Annotated in this window: 21 protein-coding genes; 13 read left to right on the top strand and 8 right to left on the bottom strand. The window is 56.1% G+C overall.

From position 1 onward, the window contains the following. The first annotated feature begins 285 nt into the window (after positions 1 to 285). The 4 genes from ACDI39_RS17335 (at position 286) to ACDI39_RS17320 (ending at position 4,240) form a co-directional block, all read left to right on the top strand. On the top strand, positions 286 to 1,599 hold the full coding sequence (locus tag ACDI39_RS17335; protein ID WP_368815808.1) for a sigma-54 interaction domain-containing protein: 1,314 nt from the start codon (positions 286 to 288) through the stop codon (positions 1,597 to 1,599). 755 nt (positions 1,600 to 2,354) lie between these two features. Continuing rightward, positions 2,355 to 2,813 (top strand): GNAT family N-acetyltransferase, encoded by a 459-nt coding sequence (locus tag ACDI39_RS17330; RefSeq protein ID WP_480460122.1) that lies wholly within the window; start codon positions 2,355 to 2,357, stop codon positions 2,811 to 2,813. Positions 2,814 to 3,437: 624 nt separating this feature from the next. After that, entirely contained in the window at positions 3,438 to 3,980 is a 543-nt protein-coding gene (locus ACDI39_RS17325) for a hypothetical protein (RefSeq protein ID WP_486536962.1), read from the top strand. 131 nt (positions 3,981 to 4,111) lie between these two features. Then, entirely contained in the window at positions 4,112 to 4,240 is a 129-nt protein-coding gene (locus tag ACDI39_RS17320) for a hypothetical protein (RefSeq protein ID WP_003253468.1), read from the top strand. 191 nt (positions 4,241 to 4,431) lie between these two features. Here the strand turns inward: ACDI39_RS17320 and grxC are convergent, their stop codons facing one another. Further along, complete coding sequence (gene grxC / locus ACDI39_RS17315) at positions 4,432 to 4,686, bottom strand: glutaredoxin 3 (protein ID WP_486536961.1); 255 nt, start codon at positions 4,684 to 4,686, stop codon at positions 4,432 to 4,434. Between the two features lie 12 nt (positions 4,687 to 4,698). After that, positions 4,699 to 5,217 carry a carboxymuconolactone decarboxylase family protein gene (locus tag ACDI39_RS17310; RefSeq protein ID WP_486536960.1) on the bottom strand — a complete coding sequence of 173 codons (519 nt, stop codon included), beginning with the start codon at positions 5,215 to 5,217 and terminating at the stop codon, positions 4,699 to 4,701. Between the two features lie 128 nt (positions 5,218 to 5,345). On the opposite strand from ACDI39_RS17310, the gene ACDI39_RS17305 reads away from it, so the two are divergent. Then, positions 5,346 to 6,170, top strand: a complete 825-nt coding sequence (locus ACDI39_RS17305; protein WP_486536959.1) for an AraC family transcriptional regulator — start codon at positions 5,346 to 5,348, stop codon at positions 6,168 to 6,170. A 96-nt stretch (positions 6,171 to 6,266) separates the two neighbouring features. Here ACDI39_RS17305 and ACDI39_RS17300 read toward each other — a convergent pair whose 3' ends face one another. Further along, positions 6,267 to 7,238, bottom strand: coding sequence for a GlxA family transcriptional regulator (locus ACDI39_RS17300; RefSeq protein WP_084966793.1), 972 nt, complete (start codon positions 7,236 to 7,238; stop codon positions 6,267 to 6,269). A 139-nt stretch (positions 7,239 to 7,377) separates the two neighbouring features. Between ACDI39_RS17300 and ACDI39_RS17295 the strand changes: the two genes are divergently transcribed. Next, positions 7,378 to 8,019, top strand: coding sequence for an HD domain-containing protein (locus ACDI39_RS17295; RefSeq protein ID WP_064303491.1), 642 nt, complete (start codon positions 7,378 to 7,380; stop codon positions 8,017 to 8,019). A gap of 61 nt (positions 8,020 to 8,080) precedes the next feature. Here the strand turns inward: ACDI39_RS17295 and ACDI39_RS17290 are convergent, their stop codons facing one another. Both ACDI39_RS17290 and ACDI39_RS17285 read right to left on the bottom strand, forming a co-directional pair. Then, entirely contained in the window at positions 8,081 to 8,701 is a 621-nt protein-coding gene (locus ACDI39_RS17290) for a LysE family translocator (RefSeq protein WP_253167648.1), read from the bottom strand. A gap of 64 nt (positions 8,702 to 8,765) precedes the next feature. Next, the gene (locus tag ACDI39_RS17285) at positions 8,766 to 9,647 is read right to left on the bottom strand and encodes an alpha/beta fold hydrolase (protein ID WP_253167647.1); all 882 of its coding nucleotides are present in this window, start codon (positions 9,645 to 9,647) and stop codon (positions 8,766 to 8,768) included. A 126-nt stretch (positions 9,648 to 9,773) separates the two neighbouring features. On the opposite strand from ACDI39_RS17285, the gene ACDI39_RS17280 reads away from it, so the two are divergent. After that, entirely contained in the window at positions 9,774 to 10,361 is a 588-nt protein-coding gene (locus ACDI39_RS17280; protein ID WP_081263199.1) for a CGNR zinc finger domain-containing protein, read from the top strand. Position 10,362: 1 nt separating this feature from the next. Here the strand turns inward: ACDI39_RS17280 and ACDI39_RS17275 are convergent, their stop codons facing one another. Further along, positions 10,363 to 11,247 carry a LysR family transcriptional regulator gene (locus ACDI39_RS17275; protein WP_253167646.1) on the bottom strand — a complete coding sequence of 295 codons (885 nt, stop codon included), beginning with the start codon at positions 11,245 to 11,247 and terminating at the stop codon, positions 10,363 to 10,365. Between the two features lie 108 nt (positions 11,248 to 11,355). On the opposite strand from ACDI39_RS17275, the gene ACDI39_RS17270 reads away from it, so the two are divergent. The 3 genes from ACDI39_RS17270 (at position 11,356) to ACDI39_RS17260 (ending at position 14,369) form a co-directional block, all read left to right on the top strand. Continuing rightward, on the top strand, positions 11,356 to 12,411 hold the full coding sequence (locus tag ACDI39_RS17270; RefSeq protein ID WP_253167645.1) for an NAD(P)H-dependent flavin oxidoreductase: 1,056 nt from the start codon (positions 11,356 to 11,358) through the stop codon (positions 12,409 to 12,411). Positions 12,412 to 12,424: 13 nt separating this feature from the next. Beyond that, a complete protein-coding gene (yfcF, locus tag ACDI39_RS17265) occupies positions 12,425 to 13,057 on the top strand; it encodes a glutathione transferase (RefSeq protein ID WP_084966798.1) in 633 nt (210 codons plus the stop codon). Positions 13,058 to 13,124: 67 nt separating this feature from the next. Further along, positions 13,125 to 14,369, top strand: a complete 1,245-nt coding sequence (locus ACDI39_RS17260; protein ID WP_253167644.1) for an MFS transporter — start codon at positions 13,125 to 13,127, stop codon at positions 14,367 to 14,369. 97 nt (positions 14,370 to 14,466) lie between these two features. Here ACDI39_RS17260 and ACDI39_RS17255 read toward each other — a convergent pair whose 3' ends face one another. Next, the gene (locus tag ACDI39_RS17255) at positions 14,467 to 14,964 is read right to left on the bottom strand and encodes a winged helix-turn-helix transcriptional regulator (RefSeq protein WP_253167642.1); all 498 of its coding nucleotides are present in this window, start codon (positions 14,962 to 14,964) and stop codon (positions 14,467 to 14,469) included. Positions 14,965 to 15,171: 207 nt separating this feature from the next. On the opposite strand from ACDI39_RS17255, the gene ACDI39_RS17250 reads away from it, so the two are divergent. Both ACDI39_RS17250 and ACDI39_RS17245 read left to right on the top strand, forming a co-directional pair. After that, a complete protein-coding gene (locus ACDI39_RS17250) occupies positions 15,172 to 15,798 on the top strand; it encodes a cysteine hydrolase family protein (protein ID WP_084966800.1) in 627 nt (208 codons plus the stop codon). A gap of 11 nt (positions 15,799 to 15,809) precedes the next feature. Continuing rightward, positions 15,810 to 17,018 (top strand): MFS transporter, encoded by a 1,209-nt coding sequence (locus ACDI39_RS17245; protein ID WP_486536958.1) that lies wholly within the window; start codon positions 15,810 to 15,812, stop codon positions 17,016 to 17,018. Positions 17,019 to 17,239: 221 nt separating this feature from the next. Here ACDI39_RS17245 and ACDI39_RS17240 read toward each other — a convergent pair whose 3' ends face one another. Then, on the bottom strand, positions 17,240 to 18,163 hold the full coding sequence (locus tag ACDI39_RS17240) for a LysR family transcriptional regulator (RefSeq protein ID WP_046614889.1): 924 nt from the start codon (positions 18,161 to 18,163) through the stop codon (positions 17,240 to 17,242). A gap of 114 nt (positions 18,164 to 18,277) precedes the next feature. On the opposite strand from ACDI39_RS17240, the gene acuR reads away from it, so the two are divergent. Beyond that, positions 18,278 to 18,910, top strand: a complete 633-nt coding sequence (gene acuR, locus ACDI39_RS17235) for an acrylate utilization transcriptional regulator AcuR (protein WP_486536957.1) — start codon at positions 18,278 to 18,280, stop codon at positions 18,908 to 18,910. Positions 18,911 to 18,928: the final 18 nt, after the last annotated feature.

The raw sequence follows: 18,928 nt of genomic DNA, 5'->3' as shown, positions 1-18,928 counted from the left end.
CAGTGTCCCGGGGTTTATCAAGATGCATGCCAGCAATAATTGGGCATCTGCGCCGTCCTTTTCGCGGGCAAGCCCGCTCCCACAGGGTCAGGTGCAGGCCCCTAGAACAGGGCATCCTGTAGGGGCGGGCTTGCCCGCGAAAAGGCGTGCACCGAGGATTCGGCTCACCCAGCCCAAGCATTCCATGCCAGCTCTGGCAGTCCCTTCTGGCAGTCGACTGACAGCCAATGGCAGTGTTTGGCAGTCCCTGCTACCCTCGCCGGGTACTTCCCATCGGCCACCTTCATGTCCGCGCTTTCCGTGTATCCCGACCATCCCGCCATCCTCGCCCTGGTGTCCTACCTGGAACACGATGTGCACCCAAGCATCATCCTCGACACCGACTACAACATCCTCGCCGCCAACGCCGCCTACCGCCGGCAGTTTGGCACGGACGACCAGGCACCGTTGGGTGAAAAGTGCCACCGTGTCTCCCACCACTATGCCGTGCCATGCGACCAGGCCGGTGAGCATTGCCCCCTGCGCAAGGCCTTGGACAGCAAGGTGCCGGAGCGCGTCCTGCACATCCACCACACCCCCCGTGGGCCCGAGCACGTGGACGTGGAACTGCGACCGATCCTCGATGAGCAGGGCAGGGTGGTGGCCTTCGTCGAACGCCTGACCAGCGTCACCCTGGCCTCCGCACAACCCCAACAGCAAGGCCTGGTCGGGCGCGCCCCTGCCTTCAAGACGGCCCTTGCCAGCCTGCAGCGGGCAGCGCCGGCGCAGATCCCGGTGCTGCTGCAGGGCGAGTCCGGTACCGGCAAGGAACTGTTCGCCCGCGCCCTGCACCTGGGCAGTCCTCGGGCCAACGGGCCGCTGGTGGTGGTCGATTGCACGGGGCTTACCGAGTCGCTGTTCGAGAGCGAGCTGTTCGGCTACGAGAAGGGCGCATTCACCGGCGCGACCCAGCGCAAGATCGGCCTGGCCGAGGCGGCCCATGGCGGCACCCTGTTCCTCGACGAAATCGGTGAAGTGCCGCTGGCCATGCAGGTGAAGTTGCTGCGCCTGATCGAGTCGGGAAGCTTTCGCCCGGTTGGCAGCTTGCGCACGGTGCATTCGGACTTTCGCCTGGTGTCAGCGACGCACAAGCCGCTGAAGGAGATGGTCGCGGCCGGGACCTTCCGCGAAGATCTTTACTACCGCATCAGCGGTTTCCCCATTCGCCTGCCAGCCCTGCGGGAGCGGGTCGAAGACCTGCCCTTGCTGGCCGAGAGCTTGTTGCAACGCATGGGCAAGCAACCACCCCGGCTGACGCCGAAGGCGCTCGAGCGGCTCAGCTTGCATCCGTTCCCGGGCAATATCCGCGAGCTGCGCAACATACTCGAACGGGCGCGCCTGTTCGCCGACGACGGCCTGATTCGTCCTGAGCATTTGCCGGAAGACATTGGCCCCAGTGCAGGGGCAGGGCAGGTGGCGCCACGCCGTCGTGGCCGCAATGAGTTGAGCGACCTGGCGCACGCCCTGGAAAGCTTCCAAGGATCGCGTAGCGAGCTGGCTCGGTATCTGGGTATGAGTGAACGTACCCTGTATCGACGCTTGCGAGAGTTGGGGATCTGAACAAAAAAGGGGCTGCAAAAGCAGCCCCTTTTTTCGTTCGCCGACCTGATGTAGGCTCACAAAAAAGCTGACAACTGCGGTCCAGTGTTTTCAGCTAAAGCTGCATCTTTTATGTGACTCATCAGAAAAAATTTCACAGAAAAAATGAGAATTGCCTACCGGATTCTCAAATAAGCTGATGCATCCAAAACGGCGGATCGTCATCCGCAACCTCAGCGTCGATTCTACCTAGCTTGGTACTGACAGCCCCGGCAACAACGAGCGCAAAAAAGGCACCCACGGGTGCCTTTTCAATATGTCCGAGGAGTAGTCGCAGCGATCCTTTAGCTCCCAGTCTAATGACCTTGGGTTCAGAATCCGACAGGCTAGGCCTATCGTCACTACTTCAGAGAAACCAGCTTTCTCTGCTGCCAAAAATGCCGGGGGGCCTTTGCTGGTACCCAGTCACGACGAATGCGCGGTTGCAGTCCTCCGCTACGACGTTACCCGAGGAGGTAAGCTCGTTCAATCACATGCGATGAAAGGCTCAGATTCCTCACAAGAGCCGGGGTTTGGGGTCAAAGCGGTCGGTCGTGAAAGACCGCTTTCGACCCAAAGCGGAGATTGGGAGTGTCTGAGCGGAATTACATTTTAAAACATCGAGTCGTTTGACATTACGAAACGGCTAGACGAATGTTGGGATTGAATTGGATATCAGCTATTGCAGGCATTTCATATCCATTGAACTATAAATTCGTCAATACAGTGATAAATTCATGACTAATATAACCTATCGGCCTGCCCACCCGGATGACGCCTCCCTGTGTATCAAAATCCGAGGGTTGACGCGAGAAAATGCATTCTCATCAGAGGAACTGCATGCGCTAGGCATTACCACCGAATCTTGGAGCACTGGCATCCGAGACGGCAGTTGCCCTGGCTTCGTAGCGTGTGAAGATGGCCGGATGATTGGCTACTGCTTTGGAGATCGGGATACCGGCGAGATTGTTGTTCTAGCCCTTCTTCCATCGTACGAGGGCCTGGGAATCGGCAAAACGCTGCTTGCGATGATGGTGGATCAACTCAAAAACCAAGGGCTTCCTCGCGTGTTCTTGGCTTGTTCCAGCGATCCGGATGTTAGGTCTTATGGATTCTATCGGCATCTGGGGTGGAGCCCAACAGGGGAAAGAGATGACTCTGGAGATGACATTCTCGAACTAAAATTAAGTAAATGAACGATATTGGTAATTCTAAGATTAAACGGAATGCGGAGCCTAGGCTTCGAATTGACACCAAACTTTCATGAGCGGCCGCTTTGGGTCGTTAGCAGTCACTCGCGATAGACCGCTTTCGACCCAGAGAGGCCTGTGAGCCATTTGAACGATATTTAAACCAAGATAGCCAGCTTGTTTTCGACAGCGGTATATAGATCGATGTCCGTCTCTGGGGTTTTGATGGAGATAATCAGGCTTCCATAACCCTATGGCACTACATCCGGTGCCTAACGAGCTGATACCAGAAGTCACCCACTGGAGAGAAGTGAATGGAAGAGTCGAGTGCGAATCTTTCTATGACGTATCCATACTCCGATCCAGGACACTCGTCCTCAGTGCTAACGCTAAGGTTCCGTCACTTGATGAGTTACTGACAGCAGCCAGTCCTCCAGAGATCTGACGGCGACGGTGTGGCCGCATTTGCCACTCAGGTAAATGAGGATTTCTCAGCAAGCTACCGCGCAAGGCAAGGGCATGAGACCCCCTCCGCAATTCATACCATTGAAGCGTCACCTCTCTTCGGGTAAAAGCGTGACCTTCTTAGAACGTTACAACAGCGTCATCCACGAGAGCATAGGAAGAGAAATGTCGACCCAAGGACTAAATCGATTCATCGGACGCAAGATTCACGCAGTGATAATGATGGCCCCACTTAAGCGGGAAATGATACGCCTCGGCATATGCACCGTCATGGCAATAGTTCTGAATATCATATTGTATACCGGCGTTGAAGTAGACGGCACGATCAAGCCGTGGGCAGAAACGCCGATAAAGCTGTTTGCATCATCAACGTTATTCGCCTTCATGATCAAGGCATTTCTACCACTTCTCGGCTGGACAATTCTGAAAGCAGTACTATTGAACGCGAATAATGCTTTTAGCGGCATCTTGAGTTTTTTAGGAAATCAGTTCACAGGCGTCATGTACTGCACCGGAATCATCTTGGGATCTATCACCGTTAAACAGTATAGCATTTCTGGTTTTTTAGATTCTGAATTAGCTTTCCTATCCATAATCGTATTTGCCTCAGGAATAATGTACTTCTTCATACTACAATGTGCCATTCAAAAAACAATGAATCCGGCTCTGCTCGCACCGGCAACACCGCGCTCAAGCACTAAGCTATGACGGTTCCTTTCTAATATTCAGCAGACTACTACTCATCCGTCACGCTCTGCACCACCCTACCTTGACAGCTGCAAGAAGCTGGACTATTTACATAGTTGCATTCAACAGCCCAAGCGAGAAGGAAGTTTTGAATGAGTATCAAACCAGGTCCTAAACGCACCAATGAAGATGGCACTCCAGACAAAAGGCAGCGAGTCACGCCTGAAAAGCAGAAGGATCATCCAGACCTGAAACCCCACAAGCACAAAAAGGGGGAGTAGGAAAAAAAGCAGCTCTCGGGAGCTGCTTTTCTTTTGGGATGGGTGAATTGCCCCTGATTTCCTATACTCCCTGAGTCTGAGAGTGAGGCTCTGATGTGTAAGATACCAAGAGCGGTTTATAAACCCAAATGTACGTTGTAACGGTACTGCCGAACACAGATCAAACTTTCCACAAGAAACCGCCCCTGCGCTCAGTCGCGAAGTAATGCATCGAGCGAGCCCTTGTCATTCAGGCTTGCCAAGTCATCAAAGCCGCCTACATGCATATCATCTAGGAATATCTGCGGGACGGTTCTACGCCCGGAGCGCTGCATCATCTCCGCCAGAGCTGCGGCAGACTGCTCGACATCAATCTCTACAGGAGCAACGCCTTTGCTTGATAGCAACCGCTTGGCACTCACACAGTAAGGGCAGTGCCGGGTGGTGTAGATAGTCACTTGTCTCATGGCGCTTCCCTCCTAGCGGGACGACGGCGGAAAGTCGATATCGGTCGTGGCGACATTGTTCAGGTAGTTAGTCAGGGTCAACAGTGTGACCTGTGCTATCACTTCCACTATCTTGCTGTCGGTGAGACCAGCTTCGCGTGCCGCCGCGACCTGTGCATCGCTCAACTGGCCACGGCGTTCGGTGATCTGTTGCGCCAGAGTGGCGACCGCGCTGAGTGTGCCTTTGCGGGCTTGGCTGATGGCTTCATCACTCAAGCCGGCCTTGGTAGCAAAGAAACTATGGGCTGCCAGGCAGTAGTCGCAACCATTGATTTGCGAGGTGGCGAGGGCAACGACTTCACGCTCCGCGGCGCTGAGTGAACTCTTGCCTAGGGCCTGGGCGAGCCCCAGGTAACCATTGAGTGCGGCCGGCGAGTGCGCCAACGTCCTCAATGCATTGGGAATGAAGCCCAGCCCTTTCTGAATACCTTCCAGGGCAGTTCGCGAGCCGGCAGGGGCTTGGTCCAGCGAGAGCGCAGTAATACGGGTCATGGTAGTTCTCCTGTGGGATGCTCGATCGGTTTGTCGATCGGCTTGATATGAATCGTAAGGAGATGAGCTTTCCTTTCGGCTTCAGATCGTCGAAGTTATGCAACAGATCGTCTAAACCTGAAGGCGCCATGGACCGACTATCGACATTGCTCAAGCACTTCAACTTGCACGCGTCCACGTTTCACCAAGGTGGATTCTGTGGCACCACGCCCGTTTACGGGGAGCACAGTTTCGGCCACGCACATCTGCTGCGTTCAGGACGGCTGACCTTCAGGGACAAGCGCGGCCTGCCTACCGAACTGTCTGAGCCAAGCCTGATCCTGGCAGTGCGCCCGCAGGCACATCAGTTGCTGGCGAGCGAAGCCGATGATGCGCAACTGGTATGCGCCACCTTGCATTTTGACGGGGGGGCCAACAATCCACTGACCTTGGCGTTGCCGGATTTCATCATCATGCCGTTGCGCGAATTGCAGGGCCTCGATGGCACTCTCGACTGGCTGTTTGCAGAGGCCTTTGGCGATGAATGCGGCCGCGATGTAATCCTCAATCGGCTGTTCGAACTGATGGTGATTCAGCTGCTTCGGCACCTTATGGCCAGACGGACCATCGCCTCAGGGATGATGGCGGGGTTGGCCCATGCTCAGCTGTCCCGTGCGCTCGTGTGCATTCACGACGAACCTCAGCACAACTGGTCCGTGGCGGAGCTGGCCGATCGCTCCGGCATGTCGCGGGCTAGCTTCGCTGCGCACTTTCGCGAGACGGTGGGTATCACGCCGGCAGATTACCTGGCGAACTGGCGCATCAGCCTGACCCAGAAGCGCCTGCGTGAAGGCCGCCCGATTGCCCTCATTGCAGATGAAGTGGGCTATGAAAGCCCGTCTGCGTTGGCCCGCACTTTTCGGCGGAAGGTGGGTACAAGCCCGAAAGAATGGCTGCTGCAGAACACGCCATGATGCCTGAACACCGGTTGTCGCGCGTGCAGCGCAGAAGGGCTTGGCAATGTTCCTTTGGCACCTGTCTTTGAACCTTTAACAAACGGTGTTCTGTTCTCAACACGGCCGCGCATAGCGTTTGCGGTATTCCGCAGGGGTAACACCCATGTGGCGGACGAAAGCTCGGCGCAACGTGTCTGCGTTAGCAAATCCACACATGGCAGCTACCTGCTTAGGCGCGTCATTTCCAGCCTCCAGCCGTTCGCGAGCAGCATTCACCCTCGTCTGTTCCACCCAAGCTGCCGGCGTCATGCCCACATCATTTTGAAAGATTCGGGCGAAATGCCTTGGGCTTACGCCCATACGCTCTGCCAGATTCGCAACCCCATGATCCAAAGCCGGATTGGCAGCGACATACCGCTGCAATGCCTGTAGAGCAGAGCGCCCTGTGGGTGAGGTAGATCCTTGGCGACTGAACTGCATCTGCCCACCGGTTCTTTTGAAGTACATGACCAGGTGGCCTGCTACGTCCTTCGCAATCTCATCGCCCAAATCCTCCTGTACCAACGTAAGCGCAAGGTCCAGCCCAGCCGTTACACCCGCAGCTGTCCTCAAGTTTCCATCATGAACCTGGATGGCATCCGCCTCCACGGTGACTTGGGGGTATCTCTCAGAGAGAGGCTGCGCCACAGCCCAGTGGGTAGTGACCCGGCGGCCATCAAGTAACCCCGCAGCTGCAAGCGCAAATGCGCCAGTGCACACCGAACCGAAGCGCCTGCTCAACGGAGCACGCTGGCGGAGCCAATCCAGAATTCCTGATCGAAGGTACTGATCGGCAGCTTGAGGGGTTCCGGCTATCAGCAAGGTATCAATTGCATCAATCTCCTCTCCGATCCAAGCATCAGGAATTAACCGGGTCCCCGAAGAGCTCACCAACGGTCCAGGTTCACAAGCGAGCAGAAGCAATCGATAGGCTTCATACCCAGCTTGCCGGTTGGCTTCCGCGAAGACGTCCAACGGGCCGCAAGCGTCGAGAAGCTGAACCCCTGGCATGCCCAGGATGGCGAGAGTTATTTGGGGGCGAGGCATGACGGCTCCTAAAAGCGTGGGCAGGGCGCCCAGGTCCGATACCGGCTGACAATGGCAGAATATGACGTAACAAGTCAATTGATGACATTTAGTGTGGCACTCAGACTGGAGTCCTCACTCACCCTCCTAGGATCTCAAGATGACTAACGCTATTGCTGGCATTCACGTGCCTGACAGTTCGATGGCCCGAGAAATCACCGAGCTGGTTCGGGACACCGCTTCGCCCCTCCTTTTCCATCATTCGAGCCGGGTCTTTTATTTCGCATCGCTCGCCGGTAAGCGACTGGGCCTGAAGTACGACGACGAGCTTCTCTACGCTGGCTGCATGTTCCATGACATGGGCCTTACCCACCAGCACAGCAGCGATTGCTGCCGTTTCGAGGTCGATGGGGCGAATGCTGCGCGTGATTTTCTGGAAGGTCACGGCGTCAACGAGCGCGACATAGAGCGCGTGTGGACTGCAATTGCACTTCACACCACTCCTGGCATTCCGGAACATATGCACCCGCTCATTGCATTGGTCACTGCTGGTGTGGAGACCGATGTTCTCGGGTTGCACCACGAAGGACTCAGCGCTGACGACCGGGACGCCGTCGTTCTTGCACATCCTCGTGGCGATCAGTTCAAAGAAGCGATTATCCAGACGTTCTACAACGGCATCCGCCACAAGCCGCATACGACATTCGGCAACGTCAAGGCAGATGTGATCGCCGACAAGGAGCCTGGCTTCCAGCCTGGTAACTTCTGCAGCATCATTCGCCAGTCCTGCTGGCCAAGCTAAATGAAAGGGGCCGCATTTGCGGCCCCTTCGTTTGACTACGGCGAAATCTTGGCAACAACGATCAGGCGAGTAGCTTAGCTCCTAGCCCAACGAACAAGGCCCCTATAGCGCGATTAAGCAGCAGTGCCTTGGCCTGGCTCGTCTTCAGTTTCCGTCCCAAGGCACCAGCAAACCACACAACACCACTCGCCCAGACGCCTGCAGTAACTGCGAAATAAATTCCAAGCACTAGATAGGCCGCGGACTTATGAACACCCTCAGGATCGACAAATTGAGGGAAGAATGCGAGGTAGAACAGGATCACTTTCGGATTCAGGACGTTTGTGAGGAAGGCCTGTGTGAACAACCTGCGATATGAAAGCGAAGCGTGTAACCCACCGCCCTCCGCTGAAACCGACGGCTTGCTGAGTATCAGCCTGACGCCCTGATAAGCGAGGTACAAGGCACCGAGAATACGCACTGCATCAAATGCGGCTGGAACCGCCGCGATCAGTGCACTGAATCCTAAAGTGCTAGCAAGCGTGTGAACCAGACAACCCGCCGTGATACCTAACGCCGAGATGAGGCCAGCCCCCCTACCATGGGCAAGGGTGCGTCCGACAACATAGGCTGTGTCGGGCCCTGGGGTGGCATGGAGTGCGATGACAGCGGCGGCAAAAAAGGGAAAATTGATGATGTCCATGGGCGATAGCTTTATTCACAAATGAAAACGCCACGAACAAGGTTCGTGGCGTTTTAGGGATCAATCAGTTGATCGAGTCGCCCAGCACTTCGACGATCCGGTCAGCGATGTACTGGACGTGCGTCTCCAGTGCGAAATGCCCGGTATCCAGCAGCTCGACGACGGCATTCGGGTTGTCCCGCTTGAAGGCTTCGGCTCCTGGTGGGATGAAGAAAGGATCACCCTTGCCCCATATCGCCAGGGTCGGCACCTTCGTGGTTCGGAAGAACTGCTGGAATTCAGGATACAGCTTCAGGTTGTTCTGATAGTCATAGAACAAGTCGAGCTGAATCTCTTTGTTGCCCGGCCGCTCAAGCAGAAGGGCATCGAGGTAGTAAGACTCAGGGGCAATCTGGCTAGGATCACTTACCCCCTCCACATACTGCCAGCGGGTCCCCTCCAGATGCAGAATTGCATCGTTGATGACTTGGCGGCTTTCCGGCAGCCCATCTTCCCAGTACTTACGGATCGGCGCCCAAGCCTCACCCAAACCTTCTAGGTAAGCATTGCCGTTCTGGGAAATGATCGCACTGACACGCTCCGGATGTGCGAGAGCCAAGCGCAAACCAGTCGGCGCACCGTAGTCGAAGAAGTACATCGCGTAGCGCTTGAGGCCCAGCTTCTCGACGAAATCGCCGATCGTCTTACCGATCGCATCGAAGGTGTACACGTACTCCCGCTCGACTGGTACTTCGGTGAAACCGAAGCCAGGCAGATCTGGAGCAATGATCCGATAACGGGATGCCAGCAGAGGGATCAGATCCCGGAACTGGTGCGATGAGCTTGGGAAGCCGTGCAAAAGAAGGAGGACAGGAGCATCAGGAGCACCGGCCTCTCGATAGAAGACACGGACGCCATCAGCTTCGGCGAATTTGAAAGCGACATTGGTGTGCTTGGACTGGGTCATTGCTCTAGCTCCTGTAACTTGTTTGGTTGGTTTTAGCGGTTACGTGGCTTCATTTTGCACAGCTTTTGTAACTAGTCAAATCATTTTTATCGGTTACAATCACTGCGTACACCCAAAGGAGGCCATATGACCCCCCCAAATCCTGCAGCGAACCTTCCGGCGCCCTACGTGCTGGCAGACCACCCGGCGCTTGACCTTCTCAATACTGTGATGATGGTGGACGGACGAAAGACGGACCTTTTGAGCAGTGATGAGCAAGCCATTACATGGCTGGCTCAAGCTGGTTTTGGGCCGGCATCTTTACCGTCGGCGAAAGGTGGAGTGCTCCTATCGAACCTCCGCACCCTGCGGGATGCGGTTGAAGTGCTTGTTCATGCACGGCGCCAAGAGCGCGACGCAGACCCTTCGGTGCTCAACAGTTTCTTGCGTGATGCGGTACCGCAGTTGACATGGGATGCTCACCAACCAGAGCTGGACCGTTTTCATCACAAAGATGAAGCCAGCCGCCAGCTCGCCAGGTTGGCGTACTCAGCAGCAGAGCTGCTGGCAGAAGGTGATTTCAGTCTTGTCAGGAAATGCGAGAGCCCGGACTGTTCACTCATGTTCTATGACCGAACCAAATCTCATAAGCGACGCTGGTGCAGCATGGCCTTGTGCGGCAACCGTCATAAAGTGGCGGAATTCCGAAAACGCCGCCAAGGCCAAGCGGGATGAATCACGTCAGCAGCAGATCTCGCAACGATCTGAAGGCCGGGGTGTTGTAGCCAGCACGCCAAACCAGCTGGGTATCAATCTGCATGATCGGATGCAGTGTCAGGTTCGTCGTGCCGCCAATCAGTTCTAGTACAGAACGCGGCACGATGCCAAAGCACGACCCGGCCGTCACACACGCCAGTATTCCGTGATACGACCCTAGTTCCTGCACCTTCAAAGTTCGAAAAGGCTGCCCATTCCCGCTGTTGAACCACTGCTCGGCGATTTGGCGATAAGAACAGCTGGAGGCGAAACCGCCTAGGGTCGTCAGCGACACATCATCGGGTCCATTCACTACCGGATGACCTTCGGGCAACACCAATACGAGTTCTTCGGTGAAGACTGGAAGACTCTCAATTTCAGACGGGAACGGCTCTGCTTCCCAATGCCCATTCCTAAGGGAGGAGGGCTGTGCAACCAGCGCACAATCCACTCGACGCTCAATCACAGCATCAAGCATTCGTCCTGTCGGTCCGGTTGTAACGGTTAGCTCCACCTCTGGGTGCTCGCGGTGGAAGCGAGCCAGTTTCTGGGGCAGGCGACTGGCAGCAGTACTTTCCATTGTCCCCAGGCGCAGTAGGCCAGCCGGGCGATCGGGATGCATGGACTGCTTCGCTTGTTCTGTGAGCGCAAGAATCTGCTGAGCGTAGACAAGGAACTCCTGGCCCCGCTCGGACAGTTTCATGCGTTTTCCATCACGCAGGAAAAGCTCAACACCCAGTTCGTCCTCAAGCTGCCGGATCCTGGTCGTGACGTTCGACTGCACGCGATTCAATGCCGCGGCCGCTCGCGTCACGCTTTGCGCTTCCGCTACCGCACGAAATATTTCCAATACCGCCAGATCCATCAACCACCTCAAATCTCTTGCAGAGAACGTATTGCAAGAAATATTCTCCATGAGAGATAGTAAGTCAAGCTCATGGTAGGGCCTGACGAGATAACAGAGGTAAACGCGATGCCAAACCCGCTGCAGTCGCTTCTTGAGATCGAAATCCCCGTCATCCAGGCCCCCATGGTCGGGGTCTCAACGCCCAAACTGGCCGCAGCGGTTTCCAACGCAGGCGGCCTGGGGTCAATCGGCATTGGAGCCAGTTCGGTAGACCATGCACGGGAAATGATCCGCGAGACCTTTAGGCTTACGGACAAACCGTTCAACGTGAACGTTTTTTGTCATCGCCCTGCTGAGCGCAATGAGGATTTGGAGCAAGACTGGATTCGCCGTCTTGCTCCACTTTTTGCTGAGTACGACGCTGTGCCGCCAAGTTCGCTGAGAGAGATCTACACCTCCTTCGTCGTAGATGTACCGATGCTGCAAATGCTCCTGGAAGAGCGGCCAGGTGTAGTCAGCTTCCATTTCGGCCTTCCTCCCCAGTCGATGATCAATGCGCTCAATGCAGCCGGAATCGTGACTATGTGCTCAGTCACAAACCTGGAAGAGGCGCAATTGGCTGAGCGCGCTGGCGTGCATTTGCTCATAGCCCAAGGTATCGAGGCCGGGGGCCACAGAGGGGTCTTCGAGCCGGCGAACGATGATGCGATCGGTGTCATGGCATTGGTTCGGTTGCTGACATCGCGATGCAAATTACCAGTGATAGCGGCCGGTGGAATTATGGATGGGGCAGGGATCAAAGCTGCAATGGCGCTCGGCGCCTGCGGTGCACAGCTTGGCACAGCCTTTATCCTCTGCCCTGAGACATCCGCAAACGCTGCCTACCGGGAAGCAATGAAAAGCCATCGCGCCTATCACACCCAGGTTACCAGTGTGATTTCTGGGCGACCTGCCCGGGGCATGGTCAATCGCAACTTCACGGATATACCTTCGGAGCACTCCTCTATACCGGCATATCCCGTCACCTACGATGCCAATAAAGCTCTGAATGCCGCAGCAAACGCGCAAGGTAATTTTGATTTCGCGGTGCAATGGGCGGGGCAGGGGGCTCCGCTTGCTAGGGAAATGCCAGCAGCAGCTTTGATCAAGTTGCTAGCGGCTGAAATCAACTGTGAGCATTGAACGAGGAGCGGGTATGTCATCCAAGATTCAGTTGTACGTCGATCATTTGTTCGCCAGCCCCTATTCCATGTCGGTATTTGTCGCCTTGGTGGAGAAAGGTCTGGATTTTGACATCATAAACATCGACATCGACGCTGGTGAGCAGCACAGCGCTGAATACGCCAAGCTATCGATCACGCGCCGTGTGCCCATGATAATTGATGACGGTTTTGCATTGACTGAATCTTCAGCCATTACCGAGTACTTGGATTACGTTTACCCCGACGGGCCTTTATATCCTCGTGCGCCCCGTGCTAAAGCACGTGCTCGGCAACTTCAGGCATGGATACGCAGTGATTTCATGCCCATTCGTGAAGAGCGCTCCACTGCTGTGATCTTCTACCGACCAACCAACAATCCGCTATCCGAAAACGCCCAACAGGCCGCGCATCGGCTATTCGAAGCGATCGATCCGCTGATAGAAAATCCAGAGGCCAATCTCTTTGGGGAGTGGAGCATCGTCGATGTTGACCTGGCTCTTCTTCTGAATCGGATGGTCATGAACGGTGACGATGTACCACCGAAGCTGGCCGCCTATGCGAAAAATCAGTGGGAACGGCCATCGGTAGTCCAATGGACTGCTCAAGCTCGGCCTGATATTGACTGAGCCCGCCTGGGCCTAGCCTTCATGAGTGCTCGCATAGGCATTCATGAGGCAATATTCGGAGACGCCCATGCACCGCCCAGACAGAACCATTCCCCTGACGGCATGGATGGTAGTTGGCCTAGGTTTCCTCGCCTTAGCCCTTTCGTTCTCGGCCAGGGCTGTCATGTCCATCGCGATGCCTGTTTGGCAAAGCGAGCTGGGCTGGAACAGATCTGTCGTTTCGAGCGCTGCGGCGTGCTCCATGATCGTGATGGCGGTAATTGCGCCTTTTGCTGGTGGCCTAGTCGATCGTTATGGACCTAGATCCATCATGTCATGCGGCTTGGCATTCCTAGCGGCTGGGATGTTCCTGGTGGCTTCGATCTCGGTCGAATCTCAAGAGTGGAAGTTACTGGTTGGATTCAGTCTGCTGGGTGGGATAGGTTTCGGCATACTAGCGCAGCATGTCGTCGCCACTGCTATCGCAACGCGATTTACAACTCGAAGAGGGTTGGCCACCGGGCTAGGTGTTTCCGGCTCAAGCGGTGGGCAGCTTGTCCTATTGCCCATTTTTGCCATGCTTTTTTCGGCAGGAGCGTGGCAAAACAGCTTCTGGCTATTGGGGGCAAGCGCAATCATCCTGATCCCTGTCGTATGGTTTTCACTCAAACCATCGAGAGGGCATGCGGGGAAGTCATCCCCCGAAGCAGGCAGCGCTGGAAAAATCAAAGTCAGCAGTATGCTGAAGGATAAAGGCTTCCAGGTACTCTTCTGGAGCTACTTGATTTGCGGTTTCACCACCAGTGGGGTCATCGAGACCCACTTACTACCCTACGCAGCGATGTGTGGTTTCGCACCTGTCCCCAGCGCAACGGCATACGGAGTGCTGTCAGCGGTAAACCTCGGCGGGATGATATTGGCCGGCTGGCTTACAGACAGAGTAAATCGACCACTCCTTCTTTTCACCATATACGTGGCCAGGGCCCTCTGCTTCGGGCTTTTGCTGGTTATTGGTGACAGTTATGAACTGCTGCTGGCATTCGCCGTCTTGTTCGGCATTTTTGACTATTCCACGGTTCCGGTCACTGCGAGCCTACTGGGTAGCCGATTGGGTCTACGGAATTTAGGGCTATCGCTTGGTCTACTCTCTGCCGGGCATGCGATCGGCGGTGCATCCGGCGCATTTTTCGGAGGGTGGATATTCGATCACACGGGTGAGTACGTTACCTTGTGGTACGTCTCCATCATGCTGGCCGGCCTGGCAGCAGCTTTGATCATCCTATTGAACGAAGAGAGGGAGCCTGCCGGTACCATTCAGGCTCAAGACGCTTAGTCTTCAGGCACTGAGCGAGACCCCGGCTAATTGCTTCCCTTCATAGCGTTCACTTCCAATTCAAACATGTCAGTACAGGAAAGCCTCTTACCCTCAGCTATTTCCGCTTGAAAGCATCACGACGAGACTCGCGTTCGTGAAGGAAACGATCGCTGATCAGCGCTTCCAAGTCCTTGCGTTCCACAGCGTCGCCGCAGTGAGGACAAACGCTGGCCACACCCACATCATGGCCGCAGGCGCGGTGCACGAAATGCACGGCCAACCCCTCATCCCGGTTCTTGCACCACTTCTCGCCCCAGGCGCGCAGCGCGTAAATCACCGGATAGAAGTCCCAGCCCTTGTCGGTCAGATGATATTCGTAGCGCAGCGGCTTCTCGCTGTAGGCCCGGCGTTCGACCAGGCCATTCGCCTCCAGCGCTTTGAGCCGCGAAGTCAGCATCTGAGGCGTAGCGGTGGTCTGGATCTGCATTTCCTCGAAGCGTGTCGCGCCCATGTACAGCTCACGCAGGACCAAAATGGTCCATTTGTCGCCCACCAAATCCATGGAGCGTGCCACCGGGCACACCGTATCGCTTGTCACGTCCAGCCTCGACATCACGCTGCTTTCTCCGCAGAAACTATCGTTTTCATAGTAACCCAGCGTGATTAACCATGTCGCATGGATTAACGCTCAAAGCCTCATCCCTGTTGACACTATGATTTTCATAGCTACTATGAAGCCTATGCGGCTTGCGCTGTCCCAGCGTGGCATTTGTCGGTATAGCAAACGTCCCAGAACGCCTCTCTCACCTGGAGCACCATCATGACCCATCCTGTGTATGCCTCGGAGCGGACCGCTCTGCTGCTGGTCGACCCCTACAATGACTTCCTGTCCGATGGCGGCAAGCTTTATCCCATGCTCAGAAGCGTCGCGGACGAGGTTCAACTGCTCGACAACCTGCGCAGGACCGTTGCCGCCGTGCGGGCACAAGCAATTCAGGTGTACTACGTGCCTCATCGGCGCTGGCAGCCCGGCGACTACACCCGCTGGGACCACCCCAATCCCACCCAACGCCTGATCCAGGAACGTCACACCTTTGCCAAGGGTTCCTGGGGCGGCGAATGGCATCCCGACTTCGTGCCACAGGAGGGCGACATCATCATCCAGGAACACTGGGGACAAAGCGGGTTCGCCAATACCGACCTCGATTTCCAGCTGAAGCAACGAGGCATTACACACGTGATCGTCGTCGGCCTGCTGGCGAACACCTGCATCGAATCGACCGCACGCTTCGCCATGGAGTTGGGTTATCACGTCACGCTGGTCCGCGATGCGACTGCCGCCTTCAGCAAGGAAATGATGCACGCGGCACACGAACTGAACGGGCCGACGTTTGCGCACAGCATCGTCGACACCCGCGGGCTCGTACAGACTTTGCAACAGCAGTGAAGAGGCTACGCATGTCTGCCTCTAGCGCATCGCCAATGGGGGTTTCCAGCCGCTTAGCCACACTCATGGCCATGTGCTGCGCGCTGGCGGTCTCGACCATCTACTACCACCAGCCGCTTCTGCCGCAGATGGCAGCGTCGTTTGGCATGGCGCCGACACAGGCCGGCCTGGTCGCCACGCTGACGCAGCTTGGCTATGCGCTAGGCCTGCTGTTCATCGTGCCACTCGCCGATTGCCGACAACCACGCCAACTCGCGCTGCTGGCCATCGCGGGAAATGCCGTTGCCTTACTTCTTTGCGCGGTATCACCGACTTTCATGATGCTGTGCATAAGCAGCCTTCTGGTCGGGGTGACGGCGATCACTGCGCAGCTCATCATTCCCTGTCTGTCAGGGTTGGCCACTCCGGCTGAGCGAGGTCGAATCGTAGGGAGCCTGCTCAGCGGCCTCTCGGCAGGCCTGTTACTGGCCCGCATGCTCGGGGGCTTCGCCGGTGCACATGCGGGGTGGAGAGTCGTCTTCGTGCTGGCCTCGCTCAGCGATGTCCTACTGCTGTTCATCGTTGCCAAACGCCTGCCCGCCACCGCGAGTCTGCAGGCGATAAGCTACGGGCGGCTCCTAGGTTCGTTAGGCAGCCTGGTCAAACAGGAAAGCGTGCTGCGTTACTGCGCGGCGAGCGGCCTGCTGATGTTCGCTGCATTTAGTGCGCTGTGGGCCTCGCTTGCCGCGCTATTGGCACAACCTCCATACGGACTCGACTCCGCTACCATTGGTCTGTTTGGCCTGGTCGCGTTGTTGGGCATCGTCGCGTCACCTTATATCGGCACGCTGACCGATCGCCTGGGCAGACACATCATGGTTCTAGCCGGCGCGATGACCATCGCCCTGGGCTTCGCATGCATTGCAGCGGGCGGGCAGCATCTTGGCTGGCTGATCCTCGGCATGGTGCTGCTGGACCTGGGCAATCGTGCTGGGCTGGTTGCCAACCAGGCACGCGTATTCACTCTGAGGACCGAGGCCAGAAGTCGGCTAAATACCATATTCATGGGGTCGTTTTTTCTGGGGGGAGCGATCGGCGCCGCATTGGGGAATTATGGCGTGCACGAGGCCGGCTGGATCGGCCTTGCCGCGGTTGGCATTCTGCTGTCTTTAGCGGCCACAGTTATCAATGCGCTTGCACCCCGTGAATCGAGCTCGACGATGGGCGGGGTTCGCCCCTGAGCGATTAAAAGACGACTCGACAGCGCATCTTTTGCTGGTTTGCTTAGGCTTCCAGCCATGCCGTAAGCTGGCATTCAACTCCCAGGCGGGCGCAACACTCACCCAAGAATCGAGACATCCTATCCGCTTGGCTCCCCATCAAGCTCTCCTAACTGGGTGGGGATCCTGTGTCGTGTTTCGTTCGCCCCTACTCGAACACGGCAGGGGGACCAACTTTCGTGCTAGAGCGAAGCCCACTTTTCGCGATACTGAACCAGGAAATCCACAAAAGCGCGCACCCTCTGCGGGATGTGACGACCTTGAGGGTACAACAACGTGTACGGCCTTGATCGCCCACTAAACGGTTTCAAGACTTCGACGAGTCGCCCATCAGCGAGCTCTTGTTCCACGATGAATTTGTAGGTTTGGAATAATCCGGCACCGTTCCTGGCAAGTGTCACTCCGCCCAGCACGTCGTCGGAACAGGAATAGCTTCCAGCAGTGAATACCTCACGCTCTCGACCGTCCTCTTGGAACAGCCAAGAGATACGCCGCCCGCTACTCGGAAGCTCAAATTGAATGCATTCATGCTGGTCCAGGTCCTGCAAGGTATGCGGTGTCCCGACTTTCTCCAGGTAGGCCGGAGACGCTACGACAACCAACTTGGCATCCTCCAGCAACCTCGCAATCATCGTGGAGTCAGGCTGAGCTCGTACTCGAATCGCCAGATCGTACCCTTCTGCAACGAAGTCGATATTTCGATTACCGAGGTGGATATCAACGGTTACCTCAGGATAAAGCTCTCGAAATTTTGGCAGCAACGGCAGGATTCGGTGGTGCCCATAGGTCGTAGGCAGGCTGATACGAAGGCGGCCTGAAGGTGTTGCTTGAGCGCCCATAACTGCCTGCTGGGCCTCCACCAGTTGCGTGAGCGCCTGGCTGCACTGCTCGAAAAAATCCTTTCCCGCATCGGTCAATCGGATGCTTCGGGTAGTCCTTGCAAACAGCCGAGAGCCAAGCCTTTTTTCTAGGCGAAGGATCGACCTGCTTACTGCGGCCGGAGTAACGCCAGCGAGCTGAGCTGCGGCAGTAAAGCTGCCCGCTTCTGCGGACAGGCAAAACAGCTCAATACTTCCCAACTGCAGATCGTCAAAATGCCGCTTCATAGGATTTATCCGTACAGGGGCTGGTAGAAGGCTTGGTGTCGGACTGCAGTAGACGGTTGCGCCGACCAGAGAACGCTGCTTGACATTTAGACTGCTCGGTCTAATTATCCTTGGATGGACATTCCAATGAAAGCCCCCAGGCGCGGGCGCCCTCCAAAAATCTCGCGTAGCGATCCCGATACTCGGCGTGCATTGATCCGCTGTGGCGTGGAGTTGCTGACCGAGCAAGGGTTCAACACTACCGGTATTGAACAGGTACTCAAACGGGTTTCCGTTCCGAAAGGGTCCTTCTACCACTATTTCGACAGCAAGGATGCCTTCGGGCGTGAGGTCCTCGCTGAATACGGAAACTTTTTTGAGCGCCGCCTGCGCCGAATCCTGCTCAACCCCCATCGAGAGCCGTTGGAGCGCATTCAAGATCTGCTTCAGGAGTCGCTCATCGGCATGAAAAAGTACAACTGGCGTCGCGGCTGCCTGGTAGGCAATCTCGGCCAGGAAGTGACTTTGCTGCCCGATGATTTTCGCGATCAGATAGAGAAGATTTTTCGAGTCTGGGAGGGACTGCTCAGCCGATGCCTTCAGGAAGCGCAGGCCAACCGATCGATAGCCCAGTCCGTGGAGTGTGAACAACTGGCGGCTTTCTTCTGGATTGGCTGGGAGGGCGCAATCACGCGCGCACGTCTCTGCGAAAGTGGTGACCCACTGTCGATCTTCGTCAGGGGATTTCTCGCCGGCATTGCCCGGTGAGTTTTTATCGTCGATTAC

The organism is Pseudomonas sp. Tun-23181, assembly GCF_057415455.1.
This window is presented reverse-complemented; position numbering and strand designations above follow the sequence as displayed.

Excerpts from the sequence above, each read along its gene's own strand:
- yfcF (WP_084966798.1), top strand. The coding sequence starts at position 12,425 with ATGTCATCCAAGATTCAGTTGTACGTCGATCATTTGTTCGCCAGCCCC.
- ACDI39_RS17255 (WP_253167642.1), bottom strand. The coding sequence starts at position 14,964 with ATGTCGAGGCTGGACGTGACAAGCGATACGGTGTGCCCGGTGGCACGC.
- ACDI39_RS17335 (WP_368815808.1), top strand. The coding sequence starts at position 286 with ATGTCCGCGCTTTCCGTGTATCCCGACCATCCCGCCATCCTCGCCCTG.
- ACDI39_RS17290 (WP_253167648.1), bottom strand. The coding sequence starts at position 8,701 with ATGGACATCATCAATTTTCCCTTTTTTGCCGCCGCTGTCATCGCACTC.
- grxC (WP_486536961.1), bottom strand. The coding sequence starts at position 4,686 with ATGAGACAAGTGACTATCTACACCACCCGGCACTGCCCTTACTGTGTG.
- ACDI39_RS17320 (WP_003253468.1), top strand. The coding sequence starts at position 4,112 with ATGAGTATCAAACCAGGTCCTAAACGCACCAATGAAGATGGCACTCCA.
- ACDI39_RS17260 (WP_253167644.1), top strand. The coding sequence starts at position 13,125 with ATGCACCGCCCAGACAGAACCATTCCCCTGACGGCATGGATGGTAGTT.
- ACDI39_RS17275 (WP_253167646.1), bottom strand. The coding sequence starts at position 11,247 with ATGGATCTGGCGGTATTGGAAATATTTCGTGCGGTAGCGGAAGCGCAA.
- ACDI39_RS17330 (WP_480460122.1), top strand. The coding sequence starts at position 2,355 with ATGACTAATATAACCTATCGGCCTGCCCACCCGGATGACGCCTCCCTG.
- acuR (WP_486536957.1), top strand. The coding sequence starts at position 18,278 with ATGGACATTCCAATGAAAGCCCCCAGGCGCGGGCGCCCTCCAAAAATC.
- ACDI39_RS17300 (WP_084966793.1), bottom strand. The coding sequence starts at position 7,238 with ATGCCTCGCCCCCAAATAACTCTCGCCATCCTGGGCATGCCAGGGGTT.
- ACDI39_RS17305 (WP_486536959.1), top strand. The coding sequence starts at position 5,346 with ATGGACCGACTATCGACATTGCTCAAGCACTTCAACTTGCACGCGTCC.
- ACDI39_RS17270 (WP_253167645.1), top strand. The coding sequence starts at position 11,356 with ATGCCAAACCCGCTGCAGTCGCTTCTTGAGATCGAAATCCCCGTCATC.
- ACDI39_RS17310 (WP_486536960.1), bottom strand. The coding sequence starts at position 5,217 with ATGACCCGTATTACTGCGCTCTCGCTGGACCAAGCCCCTGCCGGCTCG.
- ACDI39_RS17325 (WP_486536962.1), top strand. The coding sequence starts at position 3,438 with ATGTCGACCCAAGGACTAAATCGATTCATCGGACGCAAGATTCACGCA.
- ACDI39_RS17285 (WP_253167647.1), bottom strand. The coding sequence starts at position 9,647 with ATGACCCAGTCCAAGCACACCAATGTCGCTTTCAAATTCGCCGAAGCT.
- ACDI39_RS17245 (WP_486536958.1), top strand. The coding sequence starts at position 15,810 with ATGTCTGCCTCTAGCGCATCGCCAATGGGGGTTTCCAGCCGCTTAGCC.
- ACDI39_RS17250 (WP_084966800.1), top strand. The coding sequence starts at position 15,172 with ATGACCCATCCTGTGTATGCCTCGGAGCGGACCGCTCTGCTGCTGGTC.
- ACDI39_RS17295 (WP_064303491.1), top strand. The coding sequence starts at position 7,378 with ATGACTAACGCTATTGCTGGCATTCACGTGCCTGACAGTTCGATGGCC.
- ACDI39_RS17240 (WP_046614889.1), bottom strand. The coding sequence starts at position 18,163 with ATGAAGCGGCATTTTGACGATCTGCAGTTGGGAAGTATTGAGCTGTTT.
- ACDI39_RS17280 (WP_081263199.1), top strand. The coding sequence starts at position 9,774 with ATGACCCCCCCAAATCCTGCAGCGAACCTTCCGGCGCCCTACGTGCTG.